Raw genomic sequence first — 26,496 nt, 5'->3', positions numbered from 1 at the left:
GCCGGCGGTACGTTGATGCCCGCCCGCGCCGACAGCGACGGGCATGGTCGATCCCCTCTCGCTCGCCGTCCTCGCGGCCGTCGCGGCCGCGGCACTCTTCTTCGCGCGCAACCGCGACGAGCGGTCGGCGGCGCGCAACCGCGGCATCGGCTGCGTCCTTGCGGCGGCGGTCCTGTTCGTCGGCGAGGACCTCGTCGCCGTCGCGGGCATGAGACCCCCGGAGAAGGTCGCCACCGCGTTCTCGGCGGGGAGCCTGCTCCTGCTCGGAGCGGCTATCTACTACTTCGCGGTGCTCGACCTCCCGACGAGCGATCCGAGCGAGTGAGGCGGGAAGGGACGAACGGTGCGAGAGAAGAGCGCGAGCGAGGAGTGAAGAGAAGAGAAGAGAAGAGTGAAGAAGTCGGTCGAGTCGATCGGGGCGTCGCCTACCTCAGGAGCACTCCGACCAGCCGCAGGACTCGCAGGTCTTGCACCCCTCGCTGAAGTAGAGCGTCATGGACCCGCAGTCGGGGCACTCGGGGCTCTCGCCCGCGTCGATGAGCGACTGGGTGGCGTCGGCGTCCGACGCGCCGTTCGACTGCGACACGTCGCGGTTGGGGTCGGCGTCCGTCGCCGCCGCGTCGATCGCGTCAGTCGCGTCGGTCACCTCACCGCCGGCGGAGCCGGCCTCCGCGTCACCGAGTTCGGTGAGGCTCTGCTGGCGCGGGTACGGTTTGTCGATGTCGCCGTCGAGGTAGCGCCGCATCGCCGTGCCGATGGCGTCCGGGATGGAGTTGATCTGCTCGCCCTTGTCCCAGGCGACCTTCGGGCTGCGGATGCCCCGGAGGTCGTCGGCGATCTCGTAGGGATCGACGCCGGAGCGCAGCGAGTAGCTGATCACCTTCGCCAGCGCCTCCGTGAACGAGCCGGTGAAGCCGCCGGAGTTGCCGATGGTGGCGAACAGCTCGAACGGCTCGCCCTCCTCGTCCTCGTTGATGTTGACGTACATCTTCCCGTACCCGGTGTTGATGCGCTGGGTGACGCCGTAGAGGACGTCCGGCCGCGGGCGCTCCTTCGCGTAGGCCCCGCCGACGCCGAGGTCTGCGCCCTCGACCAGCGTCTCGAGGTCGTCGCCGAGGGCCGCGCGGACCTCCTCGCTGTCGAGGAAGCCCTCGAGACCGCCGAAGATCTCCCGGATCTGCTCGACGATGACCGCCGCGGCCTCCTCCTCGTCGGCGAACTCCGCGTTGTCGGCGCGGGTCGTGAGCACCTGCTTCGAGCGCGTCCCGTCGCGGTAGACGGTGACGCCCTTCCCGCCGTGGTCGTAGATGTACCGGTAGACCTCGTCCATGTCCTCCTTCGTCGCGGAGTTGGGGAAGTTACAGGTCTTCGAGATAGCCGAGTCGACCCCCGCCTGACAGGCGCACTGCACGGCGGCGTGGTCCTTGCCAGTCAGGTCGGCGGTGACGACGAACAGCTCCGAGATGGCGTCCGGCACCGTCGAGAGGCTGGAGACGCCCTCGAACTCGTTGTTCGCCATCTGCTCCTGGGCCTCCCGCTTTACCTCCTCGACGTCGATGTCGTTCGCCTCGAGCACGCGCAGGAAGTAGTCGTCGAACTCGACGAGCATCTCGTCGCCCTGCACGTCGTCTGAGACGTTCTTGTAGTAGGCGACGTTGTAGATCGGCTCGCAGCCGCCCGTGGTGTTGCCCACCATCGAGGTCGTCCCCGTCGGGGCGATGGTCGTCGTGTTGTGATTGCGGATGGGGAAGCCGTCCGCCCACTCGTCGGCGTCGAGACCGGTGTGGTGCTCGAACCACTCGCGGTACTCCGTGGGGGTCGCGTACTTCGAGTCGTCCCAGTCCTCGAACGACCCGCGTTCGAGCGCCAGTTCGTGGGAGGTCCACTTCGACCCGTGGTTGATGTGGGTCATGAGCTGGCGGGCGACCTCGTTGCCCTCGTCGCTCCCGTAGCGGATGCCGAGCTGGATGTAGAGCTGCGCGAGGCCCATGATCCCGAGCCCGATCTTGCGCATCTCGCGGACCTTCCGCTCGATCTCCGGCACGGGGAAGTCGCTCATCGTGACGACGTTCTCGAGGAAGCGCGTGCCGAGTTCGATCCGCCGGTCGAACTCCTCGACGTCGATGGCCTCCTCCAGGAACGCCTCGACGGCGGCCGCGTGCGAGTCGTACTCATCGGCGTGCTCGGCCGACCAGACGCGCCAGTCGGGGGCGTCAGTCGCGGCGATCGTCGAGAGGTTGATGTGCCCGAGGTTGCACGCCTCGTACTCCTCCAAGGGTTGTTCGCCGCAGTTGTGGACGACGAAACCGTTCGCGACGAACGAGTGCGTGTCGGGCTCGGTCAGGTCGTAGACGGTCTCGTGGCCGTCGTGTTCGACGGATTCAACGGTAATTTCGAACCGTTCGGCGTACGGACCACGCTCATAGGCGTCGAGGCGCTGGCATAGCGCCTCGTTCTTCGAATCGAGGAGGAACCCGACCTCCTCCACGAACCGACCGAGGTTGTCCTTCGCGACGACGAGGTCGTGCTGGGCGCGAGTCTCGTACTCCTTCGTACCACCGTTACCGTCCGGTAGCTCCGTCGTACCGGCCTCGCGGCGGTCGTCGTACAGCTTACTCGCAATGCCGAAATTGAGCAGGAGGCGCTGAACGTCGACGAGCAGATCGCGATGTGAACTGGATAGACGGACGGAGACGCCCTTCTCCACGTTCCCCTGCACGCCGCCGTCGGCGGTGAAGAGCGCCTGCAGGAATCCGCGGGCCATGTCCTCGGAACCGCGGAACACGGCGTCAGGAACCTGGTGTTTCCGCTCCACCAAGCCGGCGTCCGCCGAGAGTTCGTAGAGACGCGAGGACCGGATACGCTCTTCGCGGGCCTCAGGGCCACGGTAGTCGGCGGTGCGCTGGATCTGGCTGACGCCGACCTCGTAGTTCGCGTTACCCGTCGGCTCCCGCACGACGTCGTTGACGTATTCCGCGAACTCCCCGGAGATCGCGGTGTCCTCGTCGTAGAAGTTGAGCACCGCCCGCTCCTCGCCGTGTTTGAGGTGGCCGTCGCCGACGAGCCAGCCCAGGACCCTACCCTCCTCGGCGGAGCCGTACTGGCCGAAACCGCCCTTCCGGTTGACGATGTGAACCGTGTCGCCGGTATCGAGGTCCCACGTCTCGACCCAGCCGTCGTCGGTCATGACGCGGTGGTCGGCGGTGAGGCGTAGTTCGTAGCCCTCCGTCGTTGTCAGCCGGTAAACGTCCTTCTCTCCGGTTTTGTAGACGCTACTCGCCTCTTTGATCGGCTCCTCGCTCAACCGATCGTCCACGACGACGTCGGTCGCAACGCCCTGCTCGTACAGTTCCTCGGCGGGGATCAGTCCGTTGCCAGTGCTAATGAGCGTGTCACCAGTGACGCAAGGATTTGTTGCAAGAATCCTATGTTCTGGATGTTTGTCCACGTCGAACGAGTGTTCCTTGTTCACCCGTTCGAGGTAGATGACGCCCGGCTCGCCGTTCTCGTGTGCGCCGCTCACGATGCGGTCCCAGAGCACCTCGGCGGGGATGGAGAAGACCTCGCCGGGTTCGACGTACTCGCCCAGCCCGTAGCGCTCGTACATCTCCTTCGTCTCGGGGGTGGCGACGTGGGGTTCCTCCGTGCGGGGGTTTGTGAACGTGAACTCCTCGCCGGCGTAGAGCGCCTCCATGAAGCCGTCGGTGACGCCGACGGAGATGTTGAAGTTGGAGAGGTGGCCCTCGACGGCGTTCCGGAGGTGCTTGGGGACGCGCCCGTCCTCGTCGATGAGCGAGCGGGCCTCCTCGAGCGCCTCCGAGAAGCTGGTGTAGGTGTAGTCGTCGGGGTCGTTGAGCCGGAGGCAGTGGGCCAGCGAGACGTCCTTGTTCTTCGCGTGGATGAACTCGATCACGTCGGGGTGGCTGACGCGCATGACGCCCATCTGCGCGCCGCGGCGGGTGCCGCCCTGTGCGATCGTCTCGCACATCTGATCGAAGGTCCGCATGAACGTGATCGGCCCGGAGGCGATTCCCCCAGTGGATCCGACCGGGTCGCCGTAGGGGCGCAATCGCCAGAAGGCATAGCCTTGGCCGCCGCCGCTCTGAAACACCTCTGCGGCCTCCTTCGCAGTTTCGTGGATATCAGTGAGGTCATCCTCCGGGGAGTTGACAAAACACGCCGAGAGCTGCTGGAGTTCGTCGCCGGCGTTCATCAGCGTCGGCGAGTTCGGGACGAACGAGAGCATCGACATGAGTTCCTCGAACTCCGCCGCTTTCCCCTCGACGTGCTCGCGGATCTCGTCGGGGAGTTCGGGGACGACGGTGTCGTAGGCGAACTTGTTGACGTTGTACACCGAGAGTGCGGTCTCGGCGTCGTCGTCCGCGGTCGTGCCCGCGCCGAACACTTCCGCGGCGAGTTCGTCGCGGCGGGGGTGTCCGGGCTTGAGCTGCTCGGGCGTGACGGTGACCTCGACGTCGCGCTTCTCGGCCTCGAAGACGGCCTCCGCGAGGGCGATGTTCTTCGCGACGCGCTCGAAGAGTTCCTCCTGGGTCTCCGTGAGGTTGCCCTCCGCGTCCTTGCGCAGGTAGCGCGCGGGGAGGATGTTGTCGTACGCGTTGCCCGTCATGCGCTCCTCGAGCGTCGCGCCCGTCGTGCGCTTGATCGGGAGCGTCAGTTCGTCCGCGGAGAGGTCTACCTTACTCATGGTACCTCCGAGGGGTCACCGCTGACGTCGTGGTTCGTGTGTGGTGTCCGGTCATTGATAGCGAAGTTGTGATTCTGTCCGAGCGGGTTTAATTCTTCGAGTCGAGATCCGTCTCACTTCTGTCACGTTTCGGCGGTCGACTCGCGAGCGCCGTACCTCGGTACTCGTTTGACGTCCCTACCCGACGACCGCCGAAGTCATAACGATACTTGGACCGCAGTGAAAGTGAGCCTTGCGCAGAAAAACCGCGCGATAGAGATCGGGTTCGACTCGAAGCGATCGGGGGTTCGACGGGGGCGAGCGACGACGAACGACGCCCGAAACCGACGCCGATCGACACGACTTACTCCCTCGACGTGGTGAACCGGTGCATGGACGGAAGTCCCCTGCAGGCGGCCCCCGTCGACGCGCTCGTGGCCCTCGTCGGCCTGGGGCTGGTCGTTCTCATCGCCCGGCGACTCCTGCGCGTCGCGTGGAAGCTCGCCGTCGTCGCGACGCTGATCGTCGTCGGTCTGTGGCTCGTCGAAGCGTTCGCGTCGCCCCTGGTCGTCCCGGCGATCGTACCGTAGCTACCGTCGCCGCCGTCGCCAATCGTCGCCGTCCCCGTCGCGTCACCACCCCCGCCGCATCCTCGTCGCCGTCGCATCCTCGCCGCCGTCGCATCCTCCGCACCCACTACGTCGCTCCTACTACGTCGCGCCCTCGACGAAGTTCCGCACGAGGGCGTGGCCCGACTCGGTGAGGACGCTCTCGGGGTGGAACTGGACGCACTCGATGGGGTGCTCGCGGTGGCGGACGCCCATCACGAGGCGCTCGTCGCCGACGCGCGTCGTCGCGCTCACCGCGAAGCAGTCGGGGACCGCCGTGGCGACCAGCGAGTGATAGCGCCCGCCGCGGAGCGGCGACGGGAGCCCCGTAAAGACGCCCTCGCCGTCGTGATCCACCGGGAAGGCCTTGCCGTGGACGGGTTCCGGCGCGCGGCCGACGGTCCCGCCGTAGGCGTAGACCGCCGCCTCCAGGCCGAGACAGACGCCGAGCGTCGGCACGTCGGGGCTGACCTCGCGCAGCACGTCGAGCGTGACGCCCACGTCGCGCTCGTTGCCCGGGTGACCCGGGCCGGGGCTGACGACGATCGCGTCGGGGTCGGCCGCGCGGACCTCCTCCAGCGTGGCGGTGTTTCGCACCACCCGCGTCTCCGCGTGCTGGCTGACGTACTCGACGAGGTTGTACGTGAACGAGTCGAAGTTGTCGACGAAGAGAACGCGCGTCATCGGACCCCCTCCACCTCCGGCGGTCGCTCGATGGCCTCCAGCGCGGCGATCACGCCGCGCATCTTCCGCTCGGTCTCCTCGAACTCGGCGGCGGGGTCGCTGTCGGCGACGATCCCCGCGCCCGCGCGGACGACCACGCGGTCGTGCGGTCCGTCGCGCTCGATCAGCGCCGACCGGATGACGATGGCCGCGTCGGCGTTCCCGTCCCACGAGAAGTAGCCGACGCCGCCGCCGTAGACGCCCCGGGGGGTGCGTTCGAGGTCGTCGATGAGTTCCATCGCGCGCACCTTCGGCGCGCCCGAGAGCGTCCCGGCCGGGAACGACGCGCGCATCGCGTCGAACGCGTCCGCGTCCGCCGCGAGTCGTCCGGTGACGGTCGACTCGATGTGCTGGACGTGGCTGTACTTGAGGACGTTCATGAACTCCTCGACGCGCACGCTCCCCGGTTCGCTCACCCGGCGCACGTCGTTGCGCGCGAGGTCGACGAGCATCGTGTGCTCGGCGCGCTCCTTCCCGTCTGCGAGCAGTTCGCCCGCGAGGCGGCGGTCCTCGACGGGGCTCGCCCCGCGAGCGCAGGTGCCGGCGATGGGGTTGGCGGTGACGGTCCCGTCGCGGACCGAGACGAGCGTCTCGGGGCTCGCGCCCACGAGGGTCCGCTCGTCGTAGTCGAGGACGTACATGTACGGCGAGGGGTTGATCTCGCGCAGCGAGGCGTAGAGGCCGAGCGGGTCGACCTCGCCCCGTAGCTCCCGCGACCGGGAGACGACGCCCTGGTAGATGTCGCCGTCGAGGACGTGCTCCTTCGCGCGTCGGACGGCCGCCTCGTACTCCTCGCGGGGACCCGCACGCTCCCCCGCGCGGCGGAAGCCACCGTGTTCGGGCGGCGAGGCGGACGCGAGCGCCGCGCGCGTCCGTTCCGCGAACGCGGCGAGGTCGTCGTACACCGCCCCGGGGTCGTCGTCGGGTCGGAGTAGCGGCGCGAACACGAGCCGGCACGTCCCCTCGCGGTGATCGAACGCGAGCGTCCGCTCGCTCAGGACGAACTGCGCGTCCGGGACGGGCGAGTCAGGGCGCTCGACGCCCACCTCGTCCAGCCAGAGGTCGTAGACGGCGTCGTAGGCGAGGAAGCCGACGAGCCCGCCCGCGAAGCGGTCCGCGTCGTCGAATCCCCGGCGCTCGACGGCCGGGAGCGAGGCGCGGAGTTCGTCCAGCACGTCGCCCTCGGCGTCGGCGGGGCGGATCGCGCCCTCGTATCGCGGATCGAAGGTCTCGACGGACGCGCCGGCGGGACCGAGGGTGACGACGGCGGCGGGGTCGACGCCGACGTAGGAGTAGCGCGCGTGGCGGTCGGTCCCGCCGGGCGCGAACGCGCCGTCGGGGTCGTGGGAGGCGACCTTCTCGCCGCTCTCGAGCAGGAACGAGTACGGCCGCGTCGACGCCTCGCGGAGCGTCGCGTAGGCGGTCAGCGGGTCGAGGTCGACGTCGAGCGTCGCGGTCGCGTGGACGACGACCGGTTCGTCCCCCTCTGCGAGAGCCGCGAACGCCGCCCGCGAGCGGTCGAGTTCGACCACGTCAGGCCCCCCGCACGGCGGCGACGAATGCCCGCATCGCCCCGTGGTCCTTCTCGCCGTTCGGGCGCTCGACGCCGCTCGCCGCGTCCACCCCGAACGGCCGGACGGTCTCGACCGCCCCCGCGACGTTCTCGGGGGTGAGTCCCCCCGCGAGGACGACGGGCACGTCGGCGGACTCAACGACGGCCCGCGTCCGCGTCCAGTCGTGCGTCTCGCCGGTTCCGCCGCCCCCGTCCGCGGACGGTGTGTCCACCAGGAGCGCGCTCGCGGCGCGCGCGTAGGCCGCCGCGTCCGGATCGTCGGCCCCGACCGCGGCGACGACGGGCGCGTCGACCGCGCGGGCGATGGCGGCCACGTCCTCGGGGGACAGCCCGTGGACCTGCACCTCGTCCGGGCGGACGCGCTCGACGAGATCGGCGGCCGCCCCGGGGGAGTCGGGCATCGTCACGAGCGTCGTCGTCACCCCCTCGGGCGTCCCGGCGACGAGATCGGCGGCCGTCCCGGGGTCGACCTCGCGGTGGGTGTCGACGGACACGCCGGAGATGACGCCGACGGCGTCGGCACCGGCGTCGACGGCGGCGTCGCGGTCGCGGCGGGTCGTGAGCCCGCAGAGTTTCACGCGCGTCATTGCGAGGGCGAGGCGGGGACGCCCTCGCAGAGGTCGGCGAGTTTCTCGGCCGCCGCCCCCGAGTCGACGGCCTCGCGGGCGCGCTCGACGCCCGCCGCGACGCTCTCGGCCTCGCCCGCGACGTAGACGGCCGCCCCCGCGTTGAGGAGGACGACGTCGCGCTTCGGACCCTCGACCTCCCCGCCGACGATGCCCCGGAGGTCGGCGGCGTTCTCGGCGGGCGACCCGCCGGCGACCGCCTCGACGGGCGCGCGATCCAGCCCCGCGTCGGCGGGTTCGAGCACGTACTCCTCGATCCCGTCGCCGCGCACCTCGGCGACCGTCGACGCAGCGTGGAGGCAGAGTTCGTCCATGCCGTCGCCGTGGACGACGAGCGCGCGCTCGACCGGGAGGTTCGCGAGCGCGCGGGCGAGCACGGGCACGAGATCCGGATCGTAGACGCCGACGACCTGCGCGTCCGCCCCCGCGGGGTTGGTCAGCGGCCCGAGGACGTTGAAGACGGTGCGCATCCCGAGTTCCTTCCGCGGACCGATGACGGCCTTCATCGCGGGGTGGAACACGGGCGCGAGCATGAACCCGATGCCGTCGGCCTCGATGGCCGCCTCGACGGCGTCGGGTTCAGCGTCGACCCGCACGCCCACCTCGGTGAGCACGTCGGCGCTCCCCGAGGAGGAGGAGACCGAGTAGTTGCCGTGCTTCGCGACCGGGACGCCCGCCCCGCTGGCGACGATGGCGCTGGTCGTCGAGACGTTGATCGTGTCGTAGTCGTCGCCGCCGGTGCCGCAGGTGTCGACGAGCGGCGAGCGGTCGGGGTCGATGGTCCGCGCCGCGTCGCGCATCCCCTGGGCGAAGCCCGCGATCTCGGCCTCCGTCTCGCCCTTCGCCCGGAGCGCGGCGAGGAGCGCGCCGATCTGCGCCTCCGTCGCCCCCTCGAAGATCGCGCTCGCCGCCTCCCGTGCCTCCGCCTGCGTCAGGTCCGCGCCGTCGGTGACGCGCTCGATGTAATCTATCATGGGTGAGTATCGATGATCGGTATTGGACTATGACGTACAAATGTGTGCATCGTAATGAACGTGTCGGACGGGAGGGCGGCGAACCGACCAGTCCGAACGTGTGAACGACGGGCACGCCCGGCGCTGTTCGGAAAGGTTCAAGTATCCTTATCGGGTATCGGAGAGTGCGAGCAAGCGCGGGTTGGTGGTCTAGGCTGGTTATGACACCTCCTTGACATGGAGGAGGTCGGCAGTTCAAATCTGCCCCAACCCACTATTCCTCCGCGGTACAACGCGACGAACGGAGCGAGGAGCCCGTATCGCGGAGGATCGGGACGTTGCGGGCGGATCTGAACCAGGGAGAGCGCGCGCACCGAAGCGAGCACGTCCGAGTGAGGTTCAAATCTGCCCCGACCCATTCCTCTGTGACGCAACGAGGGTGAGCGGAGCGAACCGTCGAGAGCACCGGAGAGAGGGGAGACGAACCGTCCGGCGTCGCTTCGGTTCTCGGCCGAGCGGTCTGCCCGGGCTCCCACGAGTCGGATCCCCGAGCCGACGACCCCCACCACGTGTTGAAAAAGCATCAAAATAGAGTGACAGGCGGAGAGAAATCCATTACAGTTCCGGGTTCGGCGTTGGATCGTCCATTTAAGAAAACCGATCCATCCACTTTCGTACAGTTAATCCATCTTCTTCCATAGAAAATTCTATTTCTAATACTCCGAAAGAAATACAGTGGCCTTCTCGTAGGTGACACTCGTAGATGGATAACATCGACGAAGTCTATGGGTCCCAGAGTCGCCGAGGGTATCTGAAACTGGTCGCTGCCGCCGCCGCGAGCGCGACGGTCGGCACGGCGGCCACCTCGGGCACGGTCGGTCGGCCCGCCTCGACGGCGGGCCTTCCGACGGGCGAGAGTCGGCCGGCGCTGTTCGCGCACCTGGACGAACTGGCCGGGGTGAAACGGCAGGTCGACGCCGGCGCGGAACCGTGGGCGAGCGCGTACGAGGAGTTCATCGCGGACGTGAACGCCTCGCTCGAGGCCGAGCCCCGCAGCGTCACCGACAACGACAACAGCCACACCTTCGACACCGGCGGGCCGGGGTCGGGGACGCGGGGGGACTACACGGCCGCCATCGAGATGGGCGACCGGATCCGCGACCTCGGACTCGCCTACCAGTTCACCGGCGAAGATCGGTACGCCGCGCGTGCCGTCGAGCTTCTGGACCACTGGTTTCTCGACCCCGCGACCAAGATGCGCCCGAAGGTGACCGACGGCATCGAACTCTACATCACCATCCCGAAGATGTGGTACGGCGCGGAACTCGTCCGCGACCACCCGGCGTGGAGTGGCTCCGACGTCGGCTCACAGGCCGACCTCGAACAGTGGACCGCGACGTTCCTCGAGACGCTCCCGACGGGCGTGCCGGAGTGGATCCAGAACATCTTCATCTGGCGGGAGGTCTGTCGCGCCGCCGGCGCGGCGTACATCGGCGACACGCACACGCTCGAGCGGGCGTTCGAGCACGTGCGCGCGGACGGCTTCGTACAGCTCCGCGAGGACGGCCTCCTCGCGAACGAGATCGAGCGCTACGACGGCCTCGGCTACTCGATGTTCGCGCTGAAGGCGTACGTCACGATGGCGGAGCTGGGTCGCCACTACGGCCAGGACCTCTACAGCTACGAGAAGTACGGCACGCCTGCGATCAAGTGCATGTTCGACGGGTACGTCGAGTACGTCCTCAACCCCGACCGCTTCGACGAGAAGTACGGCGCTGGAAACGGGTTCACTGCCCGCGAGCGCGAGGAGGGGACGTCGGCGTACGAACTCGCCTACTCGCGCTGGCAGGAGGCCGAGTATCTCGACGTGATCACGTCGCGCGGTAGCGAGATCAAGAACGAGCCGACGTACGTCCAGCAGCACCAGGACGCCATCAACTCGAAGGGTCGACCCGTCCGCGACGAGCGCCTCCTCGGCTGGACGACCCTCTCTCACGGTAACCTCTTCGCGATCGGATCGTCGGACGCTCCGGAGACCCCGGAGGACCCCGGCACGGCGGAGGAGCATCACTTGCTCATCGAATCGAAGGAGACCTCCCCCTACAGGTTCGCCGTGAGCGGCGACCTCACCTTCGACTCGCGCTGGGGGACCGAGGACGGGATCGAGGGCGACAGCGTCAGTAGCGTCCTCGCGGGGGGTGCGGACGCCTACCGGTTCACGGGCGTCGTCACTGACTTCGAGATCGACGGCCCCGCCACGATCGAACTCGACGGAGAGCCCGTCACTCCCGAGGAACTCCGCTCGATGGGTGGTTCCGAGGGCTCTGACGGCTCTGCTTCCGACGGTTCCACCCCCGACGAGCCCGCATCCGACGATCCCCCCTCCGACGGGTCCGACGGTTCGGATTCGGCCGAGAAGCACTACCTCCTCGTCGAGTCGGGCGAGGTATCGCCGTATCACTTCACCGTCAGCGGTCACCTCACCTTCGACTCGCGCTGGGGGACCGAGGACGCGATCGAGGGCGGCAGCGCGCGCGGCGTCCTCGCGGGCGGCGGGGACGCCTACCGGTTCACGGGCGTCGTCACTGACTTCGAGATCGACGGCCCCGCCACGATCGAACTCGACGGAGAGCCCGTCACCCCCGAGGAACTCCGCTCCATGGACGGCTCGTGAGACCCGAGTAGCGCCGCGCGGTGCCGAGGAGCGGGTCGTGCCGAACAGCGCTGAACTCCCGGCGACCTCGCCGGCCGGGAGGGGGCGGTGTCGGCGGGCGTCTCTCGCGGCCGGCTCGACGGCTCGACGGCTCGACGCCCGCGGGGACCCGTTCGAGGGCGGTGACGGCTGACCGACCGGTACAGCGGTTAGGTGGCTAGCCGGACGGTTTTCCCGACCGTGTCGAGTGGGAAACGAACGCGGGGTGAGAGCCCCGAGCCGATGCATCCGTCGTTCCGGCGGCCGGGGGTCGACTGGTGCGTGCCACGAGGATCGTTCACACTCCCCCGGTCGTCGGGGCCATTCCTCTGGAGCGATCCGTCTCGCGTCGGTCGCTCGCGTCCCGTCTCGCCGCACGCGACGGTGCCGTGTACCCCTCCGAATCCGCTCGAGCCGGTCGGTCACCCGTCCGCGCTCGGCCGCTCGTCGGCCGCGTCGCCGTCGAACGCCTTCCGCAGGCTCTCGTGGGTCCCCACGACCATCGTCGGCACGAGCAGCATGAAGACGTGTTCCTCGACGGGGATGCCGAGCACCTCCACGCCTGTCCGGAGCGGGATGGCGAACACGCCCACGCGCAGGGTGTACCAGTCCCAGAGGTAGGCGAAGGGGTAGAGGACGAGGGTCGTCCGCGCGGCCGCGCGCCACGCGCCGGCGTAGCGCACCAGCGCGAGCGCGACGACGCCCCACAGGAGTTCCGTCACGAGATAGGTATAGGACCCGAAGACGGCGAGGTCGACCATAGTCGGGATACGGTCTCCGGAGAGAAATCTCTACTCCCGGCGAACCATCGGGCGAGAACTGCGCCAAGCTTGATAACGCCCGGTGCGGAAGTACGACACGGAGAGAACAATGGACATCGCAGACATCGCGACCCAGGAGTTCGTCGAGGTCGATGGGCAGAAGCGCCTCGCCAAGGTTCGCTCGATATTCGAGCGCGAGAACCCGAAGGGCGTCATCGTCACCGACGACGGGGATTATCAGGGAGTGATCACCCAGCAGCAACTGCTCCAGTCGCACATCGAAGACGGCATGAAGGCCGCCGCGATGGTGAAGTCCGCGCCGAAGGTGGAGCGGACGGCGGATCTCCGCGACGTCGCGCGTATGCTCATAGAAGGGGACACGAAGATCGCCCCGGTGTTCGAGGGCGACGACCTCTGGGGCATCATCACGGCGGACGCGATCCTCGAGGCCGTCATCGAGAACCTCGATGTCCTCACGGTCGAGCAGATCTTCACCGAGGACATCGTCACGGTGACCGAGGACACCCACGTCGGTCGGGCGATCAACCTCCTCCGGGAGAACGGTATCTCGCGACTCCCGGTCGTCAACGAGAACGGCCGCCTGACGGGGATGCTCACCACGCACGACATCGTCGACGTGGTCGTCCGCAACATGGACAAGCCCACGCAGGGCGACCGCGCGGGCGACATCGAGCGCGTGCTCGACCTCCCCGTCTACGACGTGATGGCGAACCCCGTCACGACCGTCGACCTCGAGGACACGGTCCGCGAGGCGGTCGAGCTGATGTTCGAGATGGACTACTCGGGGCTCGTCGTGACGCCCGAGTACGACGACAGCCTCCCCGCGGGCATCGTCACGAAGACGGACGTCCTGCGGGCGCTCACCTACACCGAGGAGGAGCACATGGACGTGCAGATCACGAACATCGACCTGCTGGATACGATCACGCGCGACGACATCCGCCGGAGCATCGAGCAGGTCGTCGAGAAGTACCAGCGGATGTCCGTCCAGCACGCGCACGTCCGACTCCACAAGCACAAGGAGAAGCTCCGCGGGACGCCCCTCATCCAGTGTCAGATCCGGTTGCGGACCAGTCACGGGCAGGTCGCCGGATCGGGCGAGGGGTACGGCGCGGAGTCGGCCTTCCGCGTCGCGCTCGACCGCCTCGAGCGCAACGTCATCGAGATGAAGGGGATGCAGCGCGACGAGCAGTACCGCGGCCAGTTGCTCCGCAAACTGAACGAACTCTAGGGGGACCGTTACGCCGTCGGCCGCCCCCGTCTCACGGTTCTCGTCACCCGGCCCGCGGTCCTTCGAGGGCGTGTAGCCGACGGTAAACGGTTCGACGGTAAACGGTTCTGAAACCCGGTCACTCACGGATAACCGACAAATAGCAATAGCGACCGTCGGTCGAACGCGGGGTACCGATGCCCTCGCTCCTCGTGCACGTCGCGCTGGGACTCCTGCTCGGGGCGGCCCTGCTGGGGGATCGCTTCACGCGGCGAGCGGCGCTCCTCGTGGCCGCCGCGACGGCGTTTCCCGACCTCGACGCGTTCGCGAGCCTCTACCTGCCCGGCCGCGGGGGACACCGCGCGCTGTTGCACACGCTGGTGATCCCGCTCGGGCTCGCGGCGGCGCTCGTCGTCGACACCCACCTCCGGGAGGACGGGTACGTCGTCTCGCGCTTCGGCGGCCACGGCGTGCAGGTCGCGTGGGCGTGCCTGTTCGCGTACGCCGTCGCCGGGATCGCCCCCGACCTCGCGAACGGCGGCGCGAACGTCCTCTACCCGATTCACGACCAGTTCTACGACCTCGACGGCGCACTCGTCTACTCCACGGAGGACGGCTTCGGCCAGACGTACGTCCGGGTCGCCGGAGCCGACCCCGGGGTCGACCTCGGCGGGGGAACCATCTACGTGACGGGCGGCGAGCAGGGAGGGGCCGTCGACGCGGGGCAGTTCGGCTCGTCGGAGCAGGTCCACGTCGGGAGCCCCGTCGATCCGACTCCCGGTCCGGAGCCCCCGGACGCAGAGCGGGTGTTCACCCTCGTGAAGACCGGGGGGCGACTCCTCCTGCTCGTCGCCGTCGCCGCCGTCGCCGTCGGCCGACGGCTCCTGCGGCGGTACGACGCGGACCGCGCTTCGATCGACCGGCCCGGGGAGTGACCGCACGCGCTATACCGGGGGCGTCCCTCGTCCCGCCATGGAGCGACACGCGGACGTGACCGTGCGCCCGTACGACCCGGACGCGGACTGGCCCGGGCTCTGGGAGCTGAAGGCGGCCTTCGAGCGCGAACTCGGCGGGAAAGACGAGGGGAAAGCGGCGCGGTACGAGGGGAAGCTCACCGACGCCTACCGCGAGCGGTACCGCGACTGGGTGGCGGACTGCGCCGCGCGCGACCCCGGCTGCGTCCTCGTCGCCGACGACGGCGGTCCCGTCGGCTACCTCTTTCTCCTGCCCGAGGACCTCGCGCTCGTCTGGGACGCGGCGGTCGTCAACGAACTCTACCTCGCCCCGGCGTACCGCGGATCGGACCTCGCCGGGGCGCTGATGGACGCGGCGCTCGCACACGCGAGCGCGCAGGACCTGCCGCTGTCGCGCGTCGTCCTCGACGTGGATCCCGACAACGAACGCGCGTACGCCTTCTACGAGGGCTACGGCTTCGAGCCGTGGGCGGAGATGGTCGCCTACGACCTCGGCGAACCCGACAGCTGAGCGCCGAGCAGTCCGCCGAGCGCGCCCGTGAGGACCGGAAGCGGAGCGTGACGGTCGCCCCGCCGCGCGCGTCGGAGCGGTTCGACATCGTACCGGACCGAGGGCCCCCGGAAGTAAGGCGCTGACGGGCGCACGGCGCGGCGCGGAATCGGGGATCCGGCCGGCTCACTCGACGGCGTTCCGGTACTCGCCGCGCGAGACGCTGTACCGGGCCTCGTCGACCACCTCGCCCGAGGCGTACCGGAGGGCGTTTCTGACCGTCCCCTCGCCCGCCGAAACGGTCGACGTACCGCTCGATCGCCCGGCGCGATCGCTCGTTCTCGACGGCGTGCGCGACGAACACGAGTTCGAGGTCGAACCGGTCGAACGCGAGGGCGAGCAGCGCGGCGGCGCGCTCGCCCGAGTACCCCCGACCCCAGAGCGGCTTGCGGAGCCAGAGACCGAGCCCGGCCCGGCGGCGCTCCCAGTCGACGTGGAGCCCTGTTACCCCGCCGAACTCGCCGGCCAGCGGCTCGTCCGCCGCCGTCCGGACGACGTACGTGGCGTCCTCGCCGTCCTCCCACCCGTCGGTCATCCGCCGGACGAACGCTCGCGTCTCGCCGGGCGATCGGTGGGGGTCCCACGTGACGTACCGGGTGATCTCGTCGACGTGGGGTGCGCCGACCTTCGAGTGCTCGTACACCTCGAAGAGGTGGTCCATCGTGAGCCGTTCGAGGCGCAGGCGGTCGGTCTCGATCGTCTCGGGGAACATACCCGGGAGTCACCGGAGAGGACGAAAAGCGTTGTTCGGGGGTGAGTCAGAGTCGCAAGGACGCCGCGCCGAGTCACCGGACGACGATCGCCCCGTCGAGGTCCATGTAGGGGTGGCCGTAGCCGCAGTACGTCCGACAGCTGAGCGTGAAGTCGCCGCGCCGTGACGCCGAGAGGCGGACGACCGTGGGGGAGGAGGCGTCGCGGGGCAACGCGACGGGATGCATCATCATTCCGCCACCCATCCCGCCCATGTGGTTTCCCCCGGACGGCATCACCGCCAGGCTGTGGTCGGGGTACCGCTCGTTCGCCGCCTCGAGTCGCTCGTGCAACGTCCCGTCCCGCGGCGGCGGAACGCGCCCCTCGTTTCTCCCTTCGAGGGCCTCGTGGTCGGGGAGCGCCTCGCGGACGGCTCGCGGGAGCGCTCGCACCGCCCGTTCAGCGCCGGCGTTGAACGCCGCGAGCGACAGGGGCGTCCCCCAGTCGACGACCGACCGGTCGAGTTCCTCGCCGGACTCGTCGAGCACGACGAACCCCCAGTGATACGCGCCGACGTAGAGCGTGACGCCGCTCGCACCGCCTCCGGGGAGTCCCCCCAGACACCCCGCCAACCCGACGGTCCCGAGCGTCGTCAGGAACGCGCGACGGGACGACGGTACCGTCCGGTCACTCTCCACGTTCGAGTCTCGCGCGGCGCTGTTCGAACTCCTCCTCGGTGAGGTCGCCGCGGGCGTACGCCAACCGGAGTTCCGCCAGGGCGGGGTCGGCGTCGGTGTCGACGCCGCCGGCGAGGCCGCGGTAGACGACGTAGCCGATGCCCAGCAGGAGCAACAACCAGATCAACATCATGCCGATACCCCACATCGGGGAGAGGCCGCCGAACGTGCGACCGCCCCACCACCACCCCATCATCCCCATCATCGGCATGGCGAACGCCATCGTCAGCAACGGGAACAGGACGACGACGGCCAGGACGATCACGACGATCCGAAGCAACCCGTCAGTCGTGCGCGTAGTAGCCATTATTACACCTGTTGCGTACTGACGCCCTCCGAGCGAATAAACCTGATCCGCCGTTACAGACGCCGAGACAGTCATCTCGTGCAAAGGCACCCGTACAGAGAATTGAACTAGTTCGGAACGGCCGGACCGATCCAGATCGGATCCGTTCCCGGCGTCGGTCAGTGCGTGTGGCCGAGCGCCTCGTTACACGTCGCATTCAGCTCCTTGATCTTCTTTCGGGCCGTCGCGGACAGCTCCGCCGGCGGCTCCCCGAGCGCCGGCTGGTCGTGCGGGTCGGGCTTGCCGACGATGACGCTCCCGATCATCCCCAGCGACTCGTGGGGCGTGCAGTAGTAGTGGTAGACGCCCTCGGTCGCGAAGGTGTGTTCGAACTCCGCGCCGGCCTCCGTCAGGACGCCGCTGTCCCAGGACTGCGCCCCCTCGGGGACGAGGCGGGGCTTGTCGTTGTCCGGGTGGTACGCGGTCGTCGAGTGCGCGCCGCTCTCGTTGGTCCAGCGGACCGTTCCTCCCCTGTTCACCCAGACGACGTGCGGTTCGAAGTGCTGGCCGTCGCTCGTCGACGCCATGCCGACCTCGGCGAGGTCGACCGGCTCGCCGACCGCTCCCCCGTGCCCGTGTTCGTGGCCGTCGTCGTGACTCTCGTTCTCCTCGTGGCTGCCGTCGTGGCTGTCGTTCCCCGCGTGGTCGTCGTCGTGACTCTCGTTCCCCGCGTGACTGTCGTTTCCGTCGCCGGACGCGTTCGACCCCGACTCGTTTCCGCCGGGCTGGTCGTCCGCGTTCGAGGTCGTGCATCCGGCGAGTCCGGTAGCCGCCGCGATCCCCGCGAGCGCGAGGAACCGACGGCGGCGAAGTGGTGTGTCGGACGTCATAGTAACTGTACGAACGGGAGTAGCGACTGTGGGGGTATAGCTTCCGGAGTACGTTCCCAGAATCGGAGAATCGGCGAATCCGGGAAGCGGTTCGTCAATCGGAAGCGCCGCGGGGGGCGAGCACCTCCTCTATGATCCGTAGCTCCTCGTCCTCGGAGACGTGCTCGGAAGTCATACAGGCGTGTACGACCTTGTGAACGAGCGCCGGATCGGCGAACGCGGACCGAGGCGGGGCGGACAGTTCCGCGAGTCGATCCTCGAGTGCCGCCACCCGCTGGGAGAGTTCCTCGACCTGCTCGCTGAGTTCTTCCGCGAGGGGCGACGCGTCGAGTGCCTCGGCGTCGGTGGAGTCGGTCGGTCCGTCCCCTCGCGTGGTTCCGGCGGTTACGGAGTCGGGTGATCCGTCCGATTCGTCGGGCTCGTCGGATCCAACGGACTCGTCGGATTCGGTGGGTTCAGCGGACTCGGCGCGGTCGTCGGATTCGGTGGTCGTCGCTCCGTTGTCGAATATCCTCCCGACGAACGTCCGTCGGCTGTCCCACTCGAACCCGTCGATCGAGTTGACGCGCTGGTTGACCGTCGTTCGACTCACGTCGAGCATCTCCGCGAGGTCTCGCTGGGTCGCGTCGGGGTGCTCGTAGATCGCGCGAAGGGTCGCCCGCTGTTTCTCGCTCAAGCGTGTGAGGTCGGACACCGGGTCAGCGGTGGATCGAACGTCGGGCTTGCTCATGGTAACGTCTGGGTGATCTGTCTCTGGATCGTATCTGTCGTCCGTCACATCGTCGAGTTCGTCGTCGCTCTCGCCGTCCGCGAGTGGCTCCGCCGGATCGCCGTACTCCTCGAGGACGTGCTCGACGAGGGTCGTCGACGCACCGCTCACGTCGGCCGCGAGTTCCTCCATCGACGCGTCCGGACGCGATCGGGCGGCGTCCAGAATCTGCTGGTGTATCATCGCCCGCGGCATGGGCGACGGCGTCGTCGTGCGTCCGGTACCTGGAGAGTGCGGTGAATTACTCATGCCCCGTTCAGTGCGTGATAATGGCTATCACGTGCGTGATGTCAGCCAGGCAGTCATCCGTATTATAGTTGTTTGAATAACCCGTCATATTCTCGATTGTCTCAACCCAGAACGTATAGGGTATGATTACTTATTCCCGCTGAATGGTAATTTTTCGAATGGGTGATGGGGCCACGCGCGAAACGGTCCGGCGCTTCCGCTCGACGTGTACGTCTCGTGGGTCGGACGGAGAGACCGTCGCATTTAGCGACGGGACGGCGGACGTCCGCGCTCCGATTCGACTCGAAGACGGCGTTCGAGGGGTGACGCTCCGCGACCACTAAACGCGCCTCGCACCTCCCTCCGGTAATGGTAGACTGGACCGAGACGTTAGCAAAATCGTGTGTACATCGTGTGTAACGACCCAAATGCACTGTTCAATAACTGGTTCACTCACGACGCGATGGACCAACTGCGCCTGAGGAAACTACTTGATGGGTACGTGCGTGGAAGCGGGGAACGTTCTTATTTCTACCCACCGTACGTTCGCGTATGTCCGATGCGACGCTCGACGATCGGGGCCGCCTGACGCTACCGAAGGAGGTGCGAGAGCGGTACGGGGACCGCTACCACATCGTCCAGATTCACGACGGAATCAAGCTAATCCCGGTCGCGGAAAACCCGCTCGACGCGCTCCGAGACGAGTTCGCGGACGTGGAGAAGACGGCCGAGGAACTCCGTGAGGGGGCACGAGAGGCGGCGCTGGACGAGGCCGGACGCTGAATGTACGCGGAAACCGATTTCCTCCTCGCCCTCATCAAAGACGAAGACTGGCTCGGCGAGGCTGCTGAGACGGTGTATCGAAACTATCGTGACGAGCTGTGGACATCGCAGTTCACGCTCATCGAACTGCTCTTGGTCGCGTATCGGGAGGACAGGGACACCGAACGGGTCGTCACCAACGCTGCCCATCTCGTGGAGGTTCGCGGCGACGTTGATACGGTCGTTGCGGCGGCAACGTACGTTGAGGACCGCGGGGTCACGCCCTTCGACGCGCTCCACCTCGTCGAGTCGGACGGCGACACCATCGTCTCCAGCGACGGCGCGTACGAGGGGTTCACTCCCCGCCTCGACCTGACGACTGTGGCCGAGGAATAACGGTCCGCAACCACTAAACGCGGCACTCGCCTCTGTTCGAGTAATGGATTGGACGGAGAAGTACCGCCCTTCGACGCTCGCGGAGGTGCGCGGGAACAACAAGGCCCGCGACGCGCTGCGGGAGTGGGCGGAGACGTGGGACGACCACCGGGAGGCGGTCATCGTCCACGGGTCGCCGGGCGTCGGGAAGACCTCGGCGGCGCACGCGCTGGCGAACGACATGGGCTGGGCGACCATCGAACTCAACGCCTCGGACCAGCGCACGAGGGACGCCATCGAGCGCTACGCGGGCGGCGCGGCGATGAACCAGTCGCTCACCGGAAGCGGCCGCCAGCTGGTCGTTCTCGACGAGGCGGACAACATCCACGGGAACGCGGACCGGGGCGGCGCGCGCGCCGTCACGACGCTCGTCAAGGAGGCCGAGCAACCGGTCGTGCTCATCGCCAACGAGTTCTACGACATGTCCCAGGCGCTCCGGCGCGCGTGCGAGACGATCGAGTTCCGCGACGTCTCCGCGCGGTCGATCGTCCCCGTGCTGCGCGACGTCTGTCGCCGCGAGGGCGTCGAGTACGACGAGGACGCGCTCGATGCCATCGCCGAGGCCAACAGCGGCGACCTCCGCGGGGCGATCAACGACCTGCAGGCGCTCGCCGAGTCCGCCGAGCGGCTCACCCGCGAGGACGTGGTGACCGGCTCGCGCGACCGCACGGAGGGCATCTTCGACCTGCTCGACGCCGTGTTCAAGGAGGAGGACGCCGAGGGGGCGTTGAAGTTCTCCTACGACGTGGACGAGACGCCCGACGACGCGATCAACTGGATCGAGGACAACGTCCCGAAGGACTATCACGGGGCGGAACTCGCGGACGCCTACGGCGCGCTCGCGGCGGCGGACCGCTGGCTCGGCCGGGTGCGCGCCACGCAGAACTACTCGTTCTGGCGCTACGCGAGCGACAACATGACCGCCGGCGTCGCCGCCGCCCGCGCCGAGCCGAAGGGCGGCTGGACGCGCTACGGCCCGCCGAGCTACTGGTCGAAGCTCGGGCGCTCGCGGGCCAACCGCGACAAGCGCGACTACGTCGCCCGACACGTCGCCGAGGCGGGCGGCATGAGCATCTCGACGGCCCGCCGCGAGGTCCTGCCCTACCTCGCGGCGATGACCCACCACTGCAAGAACCGCGAACTCACCGTCGAGATGGTCGCCCACTACGACCTCGAACCCGAACACGTCGCGTTCATCACCGGCAGCGGCAAGGACACGAAGAAGGTCAAGTCGATCGTCGAGGAGGCCGAGGAGCGTCGCGAGCGCGCCGCCGTGGAGCACTCCGGCGGCGCGTTCGAGGGCGGACGGGCGAGCGCCCCCGACGAGGGAGAAGGCGAGAGCGAGGAAGGGGGGGACGAGAGCGAGGCCGACGAGGACGAACCGGTCGAGGCCGACGGGGACGGGCAAGCGCCGTCCGGCGGCGGAGGGGACGAGTCGGAGGACGACGCTGACGCCGACGCGGGCGACCAGCAGTCCGGCCTGAACGACTTCTTCTGACTCCGGGTCCGGGTAGCGACGCCGGAGTCGCGCTGCGCACGAGCGACGACCGCCCCCGATCGTTCGACCGCAGTCCGACGACCGGCGTATCCGCATCCGGACGCTCTGTACCGGTTGCTGGTGCGTCGTACCGCGAGCGAGCCAGCGACGCTGGCGAGCGAGCGGACGCGCCGAACCCTCGAAGGAGCGAAGCGACTGAGGGGGTGAGGCGCGGTTTTGATCCAGGTTTTACCAGCGAACGAGGCGCGCAGCGACGAGTGAGCGCAGTAAACCGTGGGCGTGCAGGCGACGCCGCGGGCGAGATCGGGTTCGCGGGGCGTGGCGTCGCGCAACCGCAGAGCGCCCCGCGACGACTCTCACATCATACGGGGTCTGGTCCCGTTCTCGGATATAAAGCTACGGCGCGGGCGGACAGCCCGAGCGATCCGAACGCACTTAGAGGGTCACCGCTGGCACCAGCGCGGCACCCGCGAGTGAGGCGAAGCCGAGCGAGCGGACCGACGAACCCCCGAAGGAGCGCAGCGACTGAGGGGGTGAGGAAGGGTTTTGGTCCAGATTTTGCCAGCGGGCGGCCTTCGGCCGCCCGCGCGGCAAAAGGTGGTCTAGTAGGGAATGACCCGGAACCCCTCGGGCAACAGCAGCCCGAACAGGAGAAACAGGAGGGCGGCGATCCCCGCGGAGACGAGCGCGTAGGGGATCTGCGTGCGGACGTGGACCATGTGGTCGCTGCCGCTGGTCGAGGAGGCGAGCACCGTGGTGTCGGAGATAGGCGAGGAGTGGTCGCCGAAGATGCCCCCCGAGAAGACCGCCCCGAGCACGAGCGGCAGGTTCGCGCCGCTCGCGAACGCGATGGGGATGGCGATGGGGAACATGATGCCGTAGGTCGACCACGAACTGCCGTCGGAGAAGCTGACGAAGCTGGTGACGAGGAAGACGCTCACGGGGACGATCCACGCCGGGACGCCGCGGAACCAGTCGGTGACGAAGTTCGAGATGCCGAGCGTGGTGACGGCGTTCTGGATCGAACTCGCGAGCATGAGGATGACCGCCGCGAGGAAGATCCCCTTGAAGCCCCGCATGAGCGCGTCGGTCGCGTCGTCGTTAGAGGGGATGTTCCCCTGGAGGCGGTACGCGACGAACGCGACGATCATCGCGGCCGTGGCGGCGAGGCCGAGGTGGACGCCGCCGATGTCGAACGACCACTTCCCGCCGGCCGGGAGCCACAGTTCGTACCCGGCGAGCGAGGCGGCGAGTGTCATCTGGGGGGCGCTGATCACGGGATTCGCCCGCCAGAACATCGCCCCGAGCCCGACGGCGATCATCACGAGGATCGGGAACGCGAAGTTGCGCCAGTCGGGCGTCGCACCCTCGTACATGTCGTAGGCGGCCATCTCCTCGCTGATCATCGGGTCGTGGTCCTCGCCGACGACGCCCCCGCCGTTCCGGGCGCGTCGCTCCTCGCTGTGCATCTCCCGCAGGTTCGGGAACACCTGCCAGGCGACCAGTGCCGCGATGGCGAGCGCGATCCACGAGTAGAAACCCGTGAAGAGCGTGTTGAAGAAGAGCGGCCAGATCTCCCGGGTGACCGCCGAAGCGGATTCACCGGTCCCCTCGACGTAGCTCCCCATCGATCCGGGGAGGGTGCCCTGTTTCTGCGCCTCGACCAGTCCCGCGCCGATGAAGCCGATCATCGCCGCCCCCCACGTCGAGTAGAACGCGAGGCGGGCGGCGGGGCTCCCCGCCGAGTCGACGTAGTAGGCGAGTTTTGCCCGCGAGACGTCGTAGCGATCGGTCAGCGGGCGCATCATCGAGCCGACCACGAGGCAGTTGAAGTAGTCGTCGATGTGGACGGCGATCCCGGCGAGGAAGGCGGCCTTCTCGGCGTCGGCGGGCGAGTCGGCCCGCGCGGCGAGCGCCTCCAGCACCCCCTGGATCGCCCCCGCGCGGATCATCAATCCGATCAGGCCGCCGATGGCGAAGATCGCGATCAGGACGTTCTCGACGTACCACGCGTCGCTGAACAGCGGGGCCGTCGCCACGAGCTGGGGAACGGTCTTCAGTCCGAAGAGCGCCCCCAGCGCGATCCCGACCGGCCCCGTCTGGACCCCCGCGGGAACGCCCACCGTCTTCGGGACGAACGCGCCGTAGACGACGCCGGCGCTCGCCACGCCCAGGAACAGCCCGATGAGGGCATCGCGGGTGTACCACGCCAGACTGATGGCGACCAGCGCCGGGACGAGCGACCAGACGCCGGCGTCGATGCTCTCGAGTGCCATGGACCGTCGTCGGAGGGGGTGGATAAAAACCGTTCGGCGTCGGAGCCGCTCAGCGGCCGCCGCGAACGCCCACGCCGGGGATCGCCACCGCCTGCTCGACGCGGTCCATGAACACCGTCGCCGAGAGCACCAGCGCGAGATAGAACAGCGCGACGAGCAGGAAGACGTCCTGGTACTGGAACGTCTCGCTGGCGATGTCGTCGGCCCTGGTGAACAGCTCGGGGACGACGATGAACGTCGCCAGCGAGGAGTACTTGATGAGGTAGACGAGTTCGTTCGTCCACCCCGGGATGGCGTAGCGCAGGCCCTGGGGCAGGACGACGTAGCGGATGCCGTCCAGCTTCGACAGGCCGACGGCGCGTGCGGCGGTCAACTGCCCGGCGTCGACGGACTCGACGGCCGCGCGGATGTACTCCGCCTGGTACGCCGCGCTGTTGATCGTGAAGCCGACGACGGCCACCCACACGGCGGCGGCGGGGAGCGGACCGGCGGTGAACGTCTGGAAGTACGCCGAGAGATTCAGCCCGTAGTAGATGACGAACAGCTGAGCGAGCAGCGGCGTCCCCCGGATGAGTTCGATGTAGCCGAGCGACAGGGAGCGCGAGACCGGTCCGCCGTAGATGCGTGCGACGCTCAGCGCGACGGCGATGGGGAGTCCGAGCAGGATGCTCGCGACGGTGAGGACGACGGTCAGCCACGCCCCGGCCGCCAGGTCCGGCAGGCTCGTGGCCGCGATGGCGACGAACCCGGCGACGTCGCCGAGCCACGACAGGAGGCCAGCGACGACGTCCGCGGGGATCGCGAGCGGTCCGCCCGTCGATCCGATGACCTCGGCGTCGATGTGTAACCCCTCCTCGGCGCGCACGAACGGCGCGCTCGGGAGGAACGGCCGGCTGTAGCCAGCCCACAGCGCGATCCAGCGGACGATCAGCCACCCCCAGAACAGCGCGCCGACGGCCGTGCCGATCCGCTGCCAGGAGGGGAGACCGACCCGCGTCCGCGTGACGGTCTCCCCGCCCACGCCGCTCATGCGGGTCCCTCTTCGAGGGCCGTCAACCGCCGGAGGAACTCGGCGGTCCGGTCGCGCTCGGGGGCCTCGAACAACTGGGCGGGCGGGCCGCGCTCGACGACGTACCCGTCGTCGAGGAACATGAGGTTCGTGGCCGCCCGGCGGGCGAACCCCATCTCGTGGGTGACCACGAGCATCGTCATCCCCTCCTCGGCGAGGTCGCGCATCACCTCGAGCACCTCGCCGACGAGTTCGGGGTCGAGCGCGCTCGTCGGCTCGTCGAACAGGAGGAGTTCGGGATCCATCGCCAGCGCGCGGGCGATGCCGACGCGCTGTTTCTGCCCGCCGGAGAGTTCCGCCGGGTACGAGTCGGCCTGGTCCGAGAGCCCGACCTGCGCGAGGTAGCGGTCAGCCGTTGCGTTCGCCTCCTCGCGACCCACGCCGAGGACGCGACGCGGGCCGAGCGAGACGTTCTCGCGGGCGGTGAGGTGCGCGAAGAGGTTGATGTCCTGGAAGACCATCCCGACGCGCCGGCGGAGGTCGTTCACGTCCATGTCGAGGATCGACTGCCCGTCCAGGTAGACGTCGCCGCCCTGGAACTCGGTGAGGCGGTTCACGCAGCGCAAGAGCGTGCTCTTTCCGCTCCCGCTGGGGCCGATGATGACCTCGACGTCGCGCCGCTCGATGTCGAAGCTGACGTCCTTGAGTACCTCCTCCGCTCCGTACGACTTCTGCAGGTTCTCGACGCGCAGTAGTGGGTTCTGACTCACGAGTTTCCTCCGGGGATCGCGTAGTACCGTCCGAGGTAGTCGAGCGAGCGGTTCGTGACGAACGTCAACACGAAGTAGATGAGGCTGATGAACAGGAACAGTTCGAGCGTCGCCGTGGTCTGCTGGATGAAGATGGCGTTTCCGCGGAAGAACAGGTCCGCCACCCCGATGACGATGGCGATGCTCGTGTCCTTCAGCACGATGGTGAACTCGTTCTGGAAGCCCGGGATCGATCGCCTGAGGGCCTGCGGCGTGATGACGAACCGGATCGCCTCCAGTTTCGACAGCCCGATCGACCGGGCGGCCTCCATCTGGCCCTCGCTGACGCTCTGGAGCGCCCCGCGGAAGGTCTGCGACTGGTAGGCCGCGCTCCGCAGACCGAGACCGAGCGTCGCGGCGGCGAACGCCCCCTGGTTGAACGTCACCGGCATCCACGGCGTCGGGATCGTGACGTCGGACTTCGGAAACGGGATCGGTACCACGAAGAACACGATGACGAGGATGACGAGGATCGGCGTCCCCCGGAGCGCGACGCCCGCAGCGCGGATCGCGCTCCGGAGCGGTCCGCGACCGTACACCTCGATGGCTCCGGCGGGGAAGCCGGCGAGGAAGCCGAGCAGGAGGCTCGTGACCGTGAGCATGATCGTCACGACGAGGCCCGCAAAGAGGTACCAGACGTTAGCGAGGATGAACTCCCAGTCCTCGGCCTGCGTCGGGAGCAGGTCGGCCCACGGTCCCTGCAGCGGTACCAGCCAGGGCGACGGATCCATC

Annotated in this window: 24 protein-coding genes, 1 tRNA gene and 1 pseudogene; 11 read left to right on the top strand and 15 right to left on the bottom strand. The window is 68.3% G+C overall.

Annotated features, from left to right (window positions below):
- The first annotated feature begins 43 nt into the window (after positions 1 to 43).
- Positions 44 to 325: a hypothetical protein gene (locus NKI68_RS05275; protein WP_254545662.1), complete on the top strand. Its 282-nt coding sequence runs from the start codon at positions 44 to 46 to the stop codon at positions 323 to 325.
- Positions 326 to 430: 105 nt separating this feature from the next.
- Here NKI68_RS05275 and NKI68_RS05270 read toward each other — a convergent pair whose 3' ends face one another.
- Complete coding sequence (locus tag NKI68_RS05270) at positions 431 to 4,705, bottom strand: ribonucleotide reductase barrel domain-containing protein (protein WP_254545661.1); 4,275 nt, start codon at positions 4,703 to 4,705, stop codon at positions 431 to 433.
- A 371-nt stretch (positions 4,706 to 5,076) separates the two neighbouring features.
- Here NKI68_RS05270 and NKI68_RS05265 point away from each other — a divergent pair, with 371 nt between their 5' ends.
- Positions 5,077 to 5,274, top strand: coding sequence for a DUF8029 family protein (locus NKI68_RS05265; protein ID WP_254545660.1), 198 nt, complete (start codon positions 5,077 to 5,079; stop codon positions 5,272 to 5,274).
- A gap of 120 nt (positions 5,275 to 5,394) precedes the next feature.
- Here NKI68_RS05265 and trpG read toward each other — a convergent pair whose 3' ends face one another.
- Genes trpG through trpD form a run of 4 tightly spaced genes read right to left on the bottom strand, consistent with a single transcriptional unit; the run spans position 5,395 to position 9,188 of the window.
- Positions 5,395 to 5,976, bottom strand: coding sequence for an anthranilate synthase component II (gene trpG, locus NKI68_RS05260; protein ID WP_254545659.1), 582 nt, complete (start codon positions 5,974 to 5,976; stop codon positions 5,395 to 5,397).
- Positions 5,973 to 7,547, bottom strand: a complete 1,575-nt coding sequence (trpE, locus tag NKI68_RS05255) for an anthranilate synthase component I (RefSeq protein ID WP_254545658.1) — start codon at positions 7,545 to 7,547, stop codon at positions 5,973 to 5,975. Before trpE ends, trpG begins: the two co-directional genes overlap by 4 nt.
- A 1-nt stretch (position 7,548) precedes the next feature.
- Positions 7,549 to 8,175, bottom strand: coding sequence for a phosphoribosylanthranilate isomerase (locus NKI68_RS05250; RefSeq protein ID WP_254545657.1), 627 nt, complete (start codon positions 8,173 to 8,175; stop codon positions 7,549 to 7,551).
- Positions 8,172 to 9,188 (bottom strand): anthranilate phosphoribosyltransferase, encoded by a 1,017-nt coding sequence (gene trpD, locus NKI68_RS05245; RefSeq protein WP_254545656.1) that lies wholly within the window; start codon positions 9,186 to 9,188, stop codon positions 8,172 to 8,174. Before trpD ends, NKI68_RS05250 begins: the two co-directional genes overlap by 4 nt.
- 178 nt (positions 9,189 to 9,366) lie before the next feature.
- On the opposite strand from trpD, the gene NKI68_RS05240 reads away from it, so the two are divergent.
- The 3 genes from NKI68_RS05240 (at position 9,367) to NKI68_RS23525 (ending at position 12,013) form a co-directional block, all read left to right on the top strand.
- Positions 9,367 to 9,441: transfer RNA gene (locus NKI68_RS05240), tRNA-Val, on the top strand.
- A 489-nt stretch (positions 9,442 to 9,930) separates the two neighbouring features.
- Entirely contained in the window at positions 9,931 to 11,841 is a 1,911-nt protein-coding gene (locus tag NKI68_RS05235; protein WP_254545655.1) for an alginate lyase family protein, read from the top strand.
- A 37-nt stretch (positions 11,842 to 11,878) separates the two neighbouring features.
- Positions 11,879 to 12,013, top strand: coding sequence for a hypothetical protein (locus tag NKI68_RS23525; protein WP_256562673.1), 135 nt, complete (start codon positions 11,879 to 11,881; stop codon positions 12,011 to 12,013).
- Positions 12,014 to 12,281: 268 nt separating this feature from the next.
- Here NKI68_RS23525 and NKI68_RS05230 read toward each other — a convergent pair whose 3' ends face one another.
- Positions 12,282 to 12,620, bottom strand: a complete 339-nt coding sequence (locus tag NKI68_RS05230) for a lycopene cyclase domain-containing protein (RefSeq protein ID WP_254545654.1) — start codon at positions 12,618 to 12,620, stop codon at positions 12,282 to 12,284.
- 109 nt (positions 12,621 to 12,729) lie between these two features.
- Between NKI68_RS05230 and NKI68_RS05225 the strand changes: the two genes are divergently transcribed.
- The 3 genes from NKI68_RS05225 to NKI68_RS05215 all read left to right on the top strand — a co-directional run bounded on the left by NKI68_RS05225 (position 12,730) and on the right by NKI68_RS05215 (position 15,336).
- Positions 12,730 to 13,872 (top strand): CBS domain-containing protein, encoded by a 1,143-nt coding sequence (locus tag NKI68_RS05225; RefSeq protein WP_254545653.1) that lies wholly within the window; start codon positions 12,730 to 12,732, stop codon positions 13,870 to 13,872.
- Between the two features lie 176 nt (positions 13,873 to 14,048).
- On the top strand, positions 14,049 to 14,786 hold the full coding sequence (locus NKI68_RS05220; RefSeq protein WP_254545652.1) for a metal-dependent hydrolase: 738 nt from the start codon (positions 14,049 to 14,051) through the stop codon (positions 14,784 to 14,786).
- Between the two features lie 37 nt (positions 14,787 to 14,823).
- Positions 14,824 to 15,336, top strand: coding sequence for a GNAT family N-acetyltransferase (locus NKI68_RS05215; RefSeq protein WP_368410931.1), 513 nt, complete (start codon positions 14,824 to 14,826; stop codon positions 15,334 to 15,336).
- Between the two features lie 349 nt (positions 15,337 to 15,685).
- On the opposite strand, the pseudogene NKI68_RS05210 reads toward NKI68_RS05215, so the two are convergent.
- The 5 genes and pseudogenes from NKI68_RS05210 to NKI68_RS05190 all read right to left on the bottom strand — a co-directional run.
- Positions 15,686 to 16,036: pseudogene (locus NKI68_RS05210) on the bottom strand (GNAT family N-acetyltransferase); the annotation flags it as partial.
- Between the two features lie 124 nt (positions 16,037 to 16,160).
- A complete protein-coding gene (locus NKI68_RS05205) occupies positions 16,161 to 16,763 on the bottom strand; it encodes a cupredoxin domain-containing protein (protein WP_254545651.1) in 603 nt (200 codons plus the stop codon).
- Positions 16,753 to 17,109: an SHOCT domain-containing protein gene (locus NKI68_RS05200; RefSeq protein ID WP_254545650.1), complete on the bottom strand. Its 357-nt coding sequence runs from the start codon at positions 17,107 to 17,109 to the stop codon at positions 16,753 to 16,755. Before NKI68_RS05200 ends, NKI68_RS05205 begins: the two co-directional genes overlap by 11 nt.
- A gap of 158 nt (positions 17,110 to 17,267) precedes the next feature.
- Positions 17,268 to 17,978, bottom strand: a complete 711-nt coding sequence (locus NKI68_RS05195) for a cupredoxin domain-containing protein (protein WP_254545649.1) — start codon at positions 17,976 to 17,978, stop codon at positions 17,268 to 17,270.
- A 94-nt stretch (positions 17,979 to 18,072) separates the two neighbouring features.
- Positions 18,073 to 18,942: a winged helix-turn-helix domain-containing protein gene (locus NKI68_RS05190; protein WP_254545648.1), complete on the bottom strand. Its 870-nt coding sequence runs from the start codon at positions 18,940 to 18,942 to the stop codon at positions 18,073 to 18,075.
- A gap of 585 nt (positions 18,943 to 19,527) precedes the next feature.
- On the opposite strand from NKI68_RS05190, the gene NKI68_RS05185 reads away from it, so the two are divergent.
- The 3 genes from NKI68_RS05185 to NKI68_RS05175 are packed head-to-tail and all read left to right on the top strand — an operon-like array spanning position 19,528 to position 21,670.
- Positions 19,528 to 19,758 (top strand): AbrB/MazE/SpoVT family DNA-binding domain-containing protein, encoded by a 231-nt coding sequence (locus tag NKI68_RS05185; protein WP_254545647.1) that lies wholly within the window; start codon positions 19,528 to 19,530, stop codon positions 19,756 to 19,758.
- Positions 19,759 to 20,133 carry a PIN domain-containing protein gene (locus NKI68_RS05180; RefSeq protein ID WP_254545646.1) on the top strand — a complete coding sequence of 125 codons (375 nt, stop codon included), beginning with the start codon at positions 19,759 to 19,761 and terminating at the stop codon, positions 20,131 to 20,133.
- A gap of 43 nt (positions 20,134 to 20,176) precedes the next feature.
- Positions 20,177 to 21,670: a replication factor C large subunit gene (locus NKI68_RS05175; protein ID WP_254545645.1), complete on the top strand. Its 1,494-nt coding sequence runs from the start codon at positions 20,177 to 20,179 to the stop codon at positions 21,668 to 21,670.
- A gap of 602 nt (positions 21,671 to 22,272) precedes the next feature.
- Here the strand turns inward: NKI68_RS05175 and NKI68_RS05170 are convergent.
- The 4 genes from NKI68_RS05170 to NKI68_RS05155 are packed head-to-tail and all read right to left on the bottom strand — an operon-like array spanning position 22,273 to position 26,495.
- Positions 22,273 to 23,946: a Na+/H+ antiporter NhaC family protein gene (locus NKI68_RS05170; protein WP_254545644.1), complete on the bottom strand. Its 1,674-nt coding sequence runs from the start codon at positions 23,944 to 23,946 to the stop codon at positions 22,273 to 22,275.
- A gap of 49 nt (positions 23,947 to 23,995) precedes the next feature.
- Positions 23,996 to 24,976, bottom strand: a complete 981-nt coding sequence (locus tag NKI68_RS05165; RefSeq protein WP_254545643.1) for an amino acid ABC transporter permease — start codon at positions 24,974 to 24,976, stop codon at positions 23,996 to 23,998.
- Positions 24,973 to 25,725, bottom strand: a complete 753-nt coding sequence (locus NKI68_RS05160) for an amino acid ABC transporter ATP-binding protein (RefSeq protein WP_254545642.1) — start codon at positions 25,723 to 25,725, stop codon at positions 24,973 to 24,975. Before NKI68_RS05160 ends, NKI68_RS05165 begins: the two co-directional genes overlap by 4 nt.
- Entirely contained in the window at positions 25,722 to 26,495 is a 774-nt protein-coding gene (locus tag NKI68_RS05155) for an amino acid ABC transporter permease (protein WP_254545641.1), read from the bottom strand. Before NKI68_RS05155 ends, NKI68_RS05160 begins: the two co-directional genes overlap by 4 nt.
- Between the last annotated feature and the right edge of the window lies 1 nt (position 26,496).

Origin of the sequence: Halomarina pelagica (assembly GCF_024228315.1) — an archaeon.
GTDB lineage: Archaea > Halobacteriota > Halobacteria > Halobacteriales > Haloarculaceae > Halomarina > Halomarina pelagica.
This window is presented reverse-complemented; position numbering and strand designations above follow the sequence as displayed.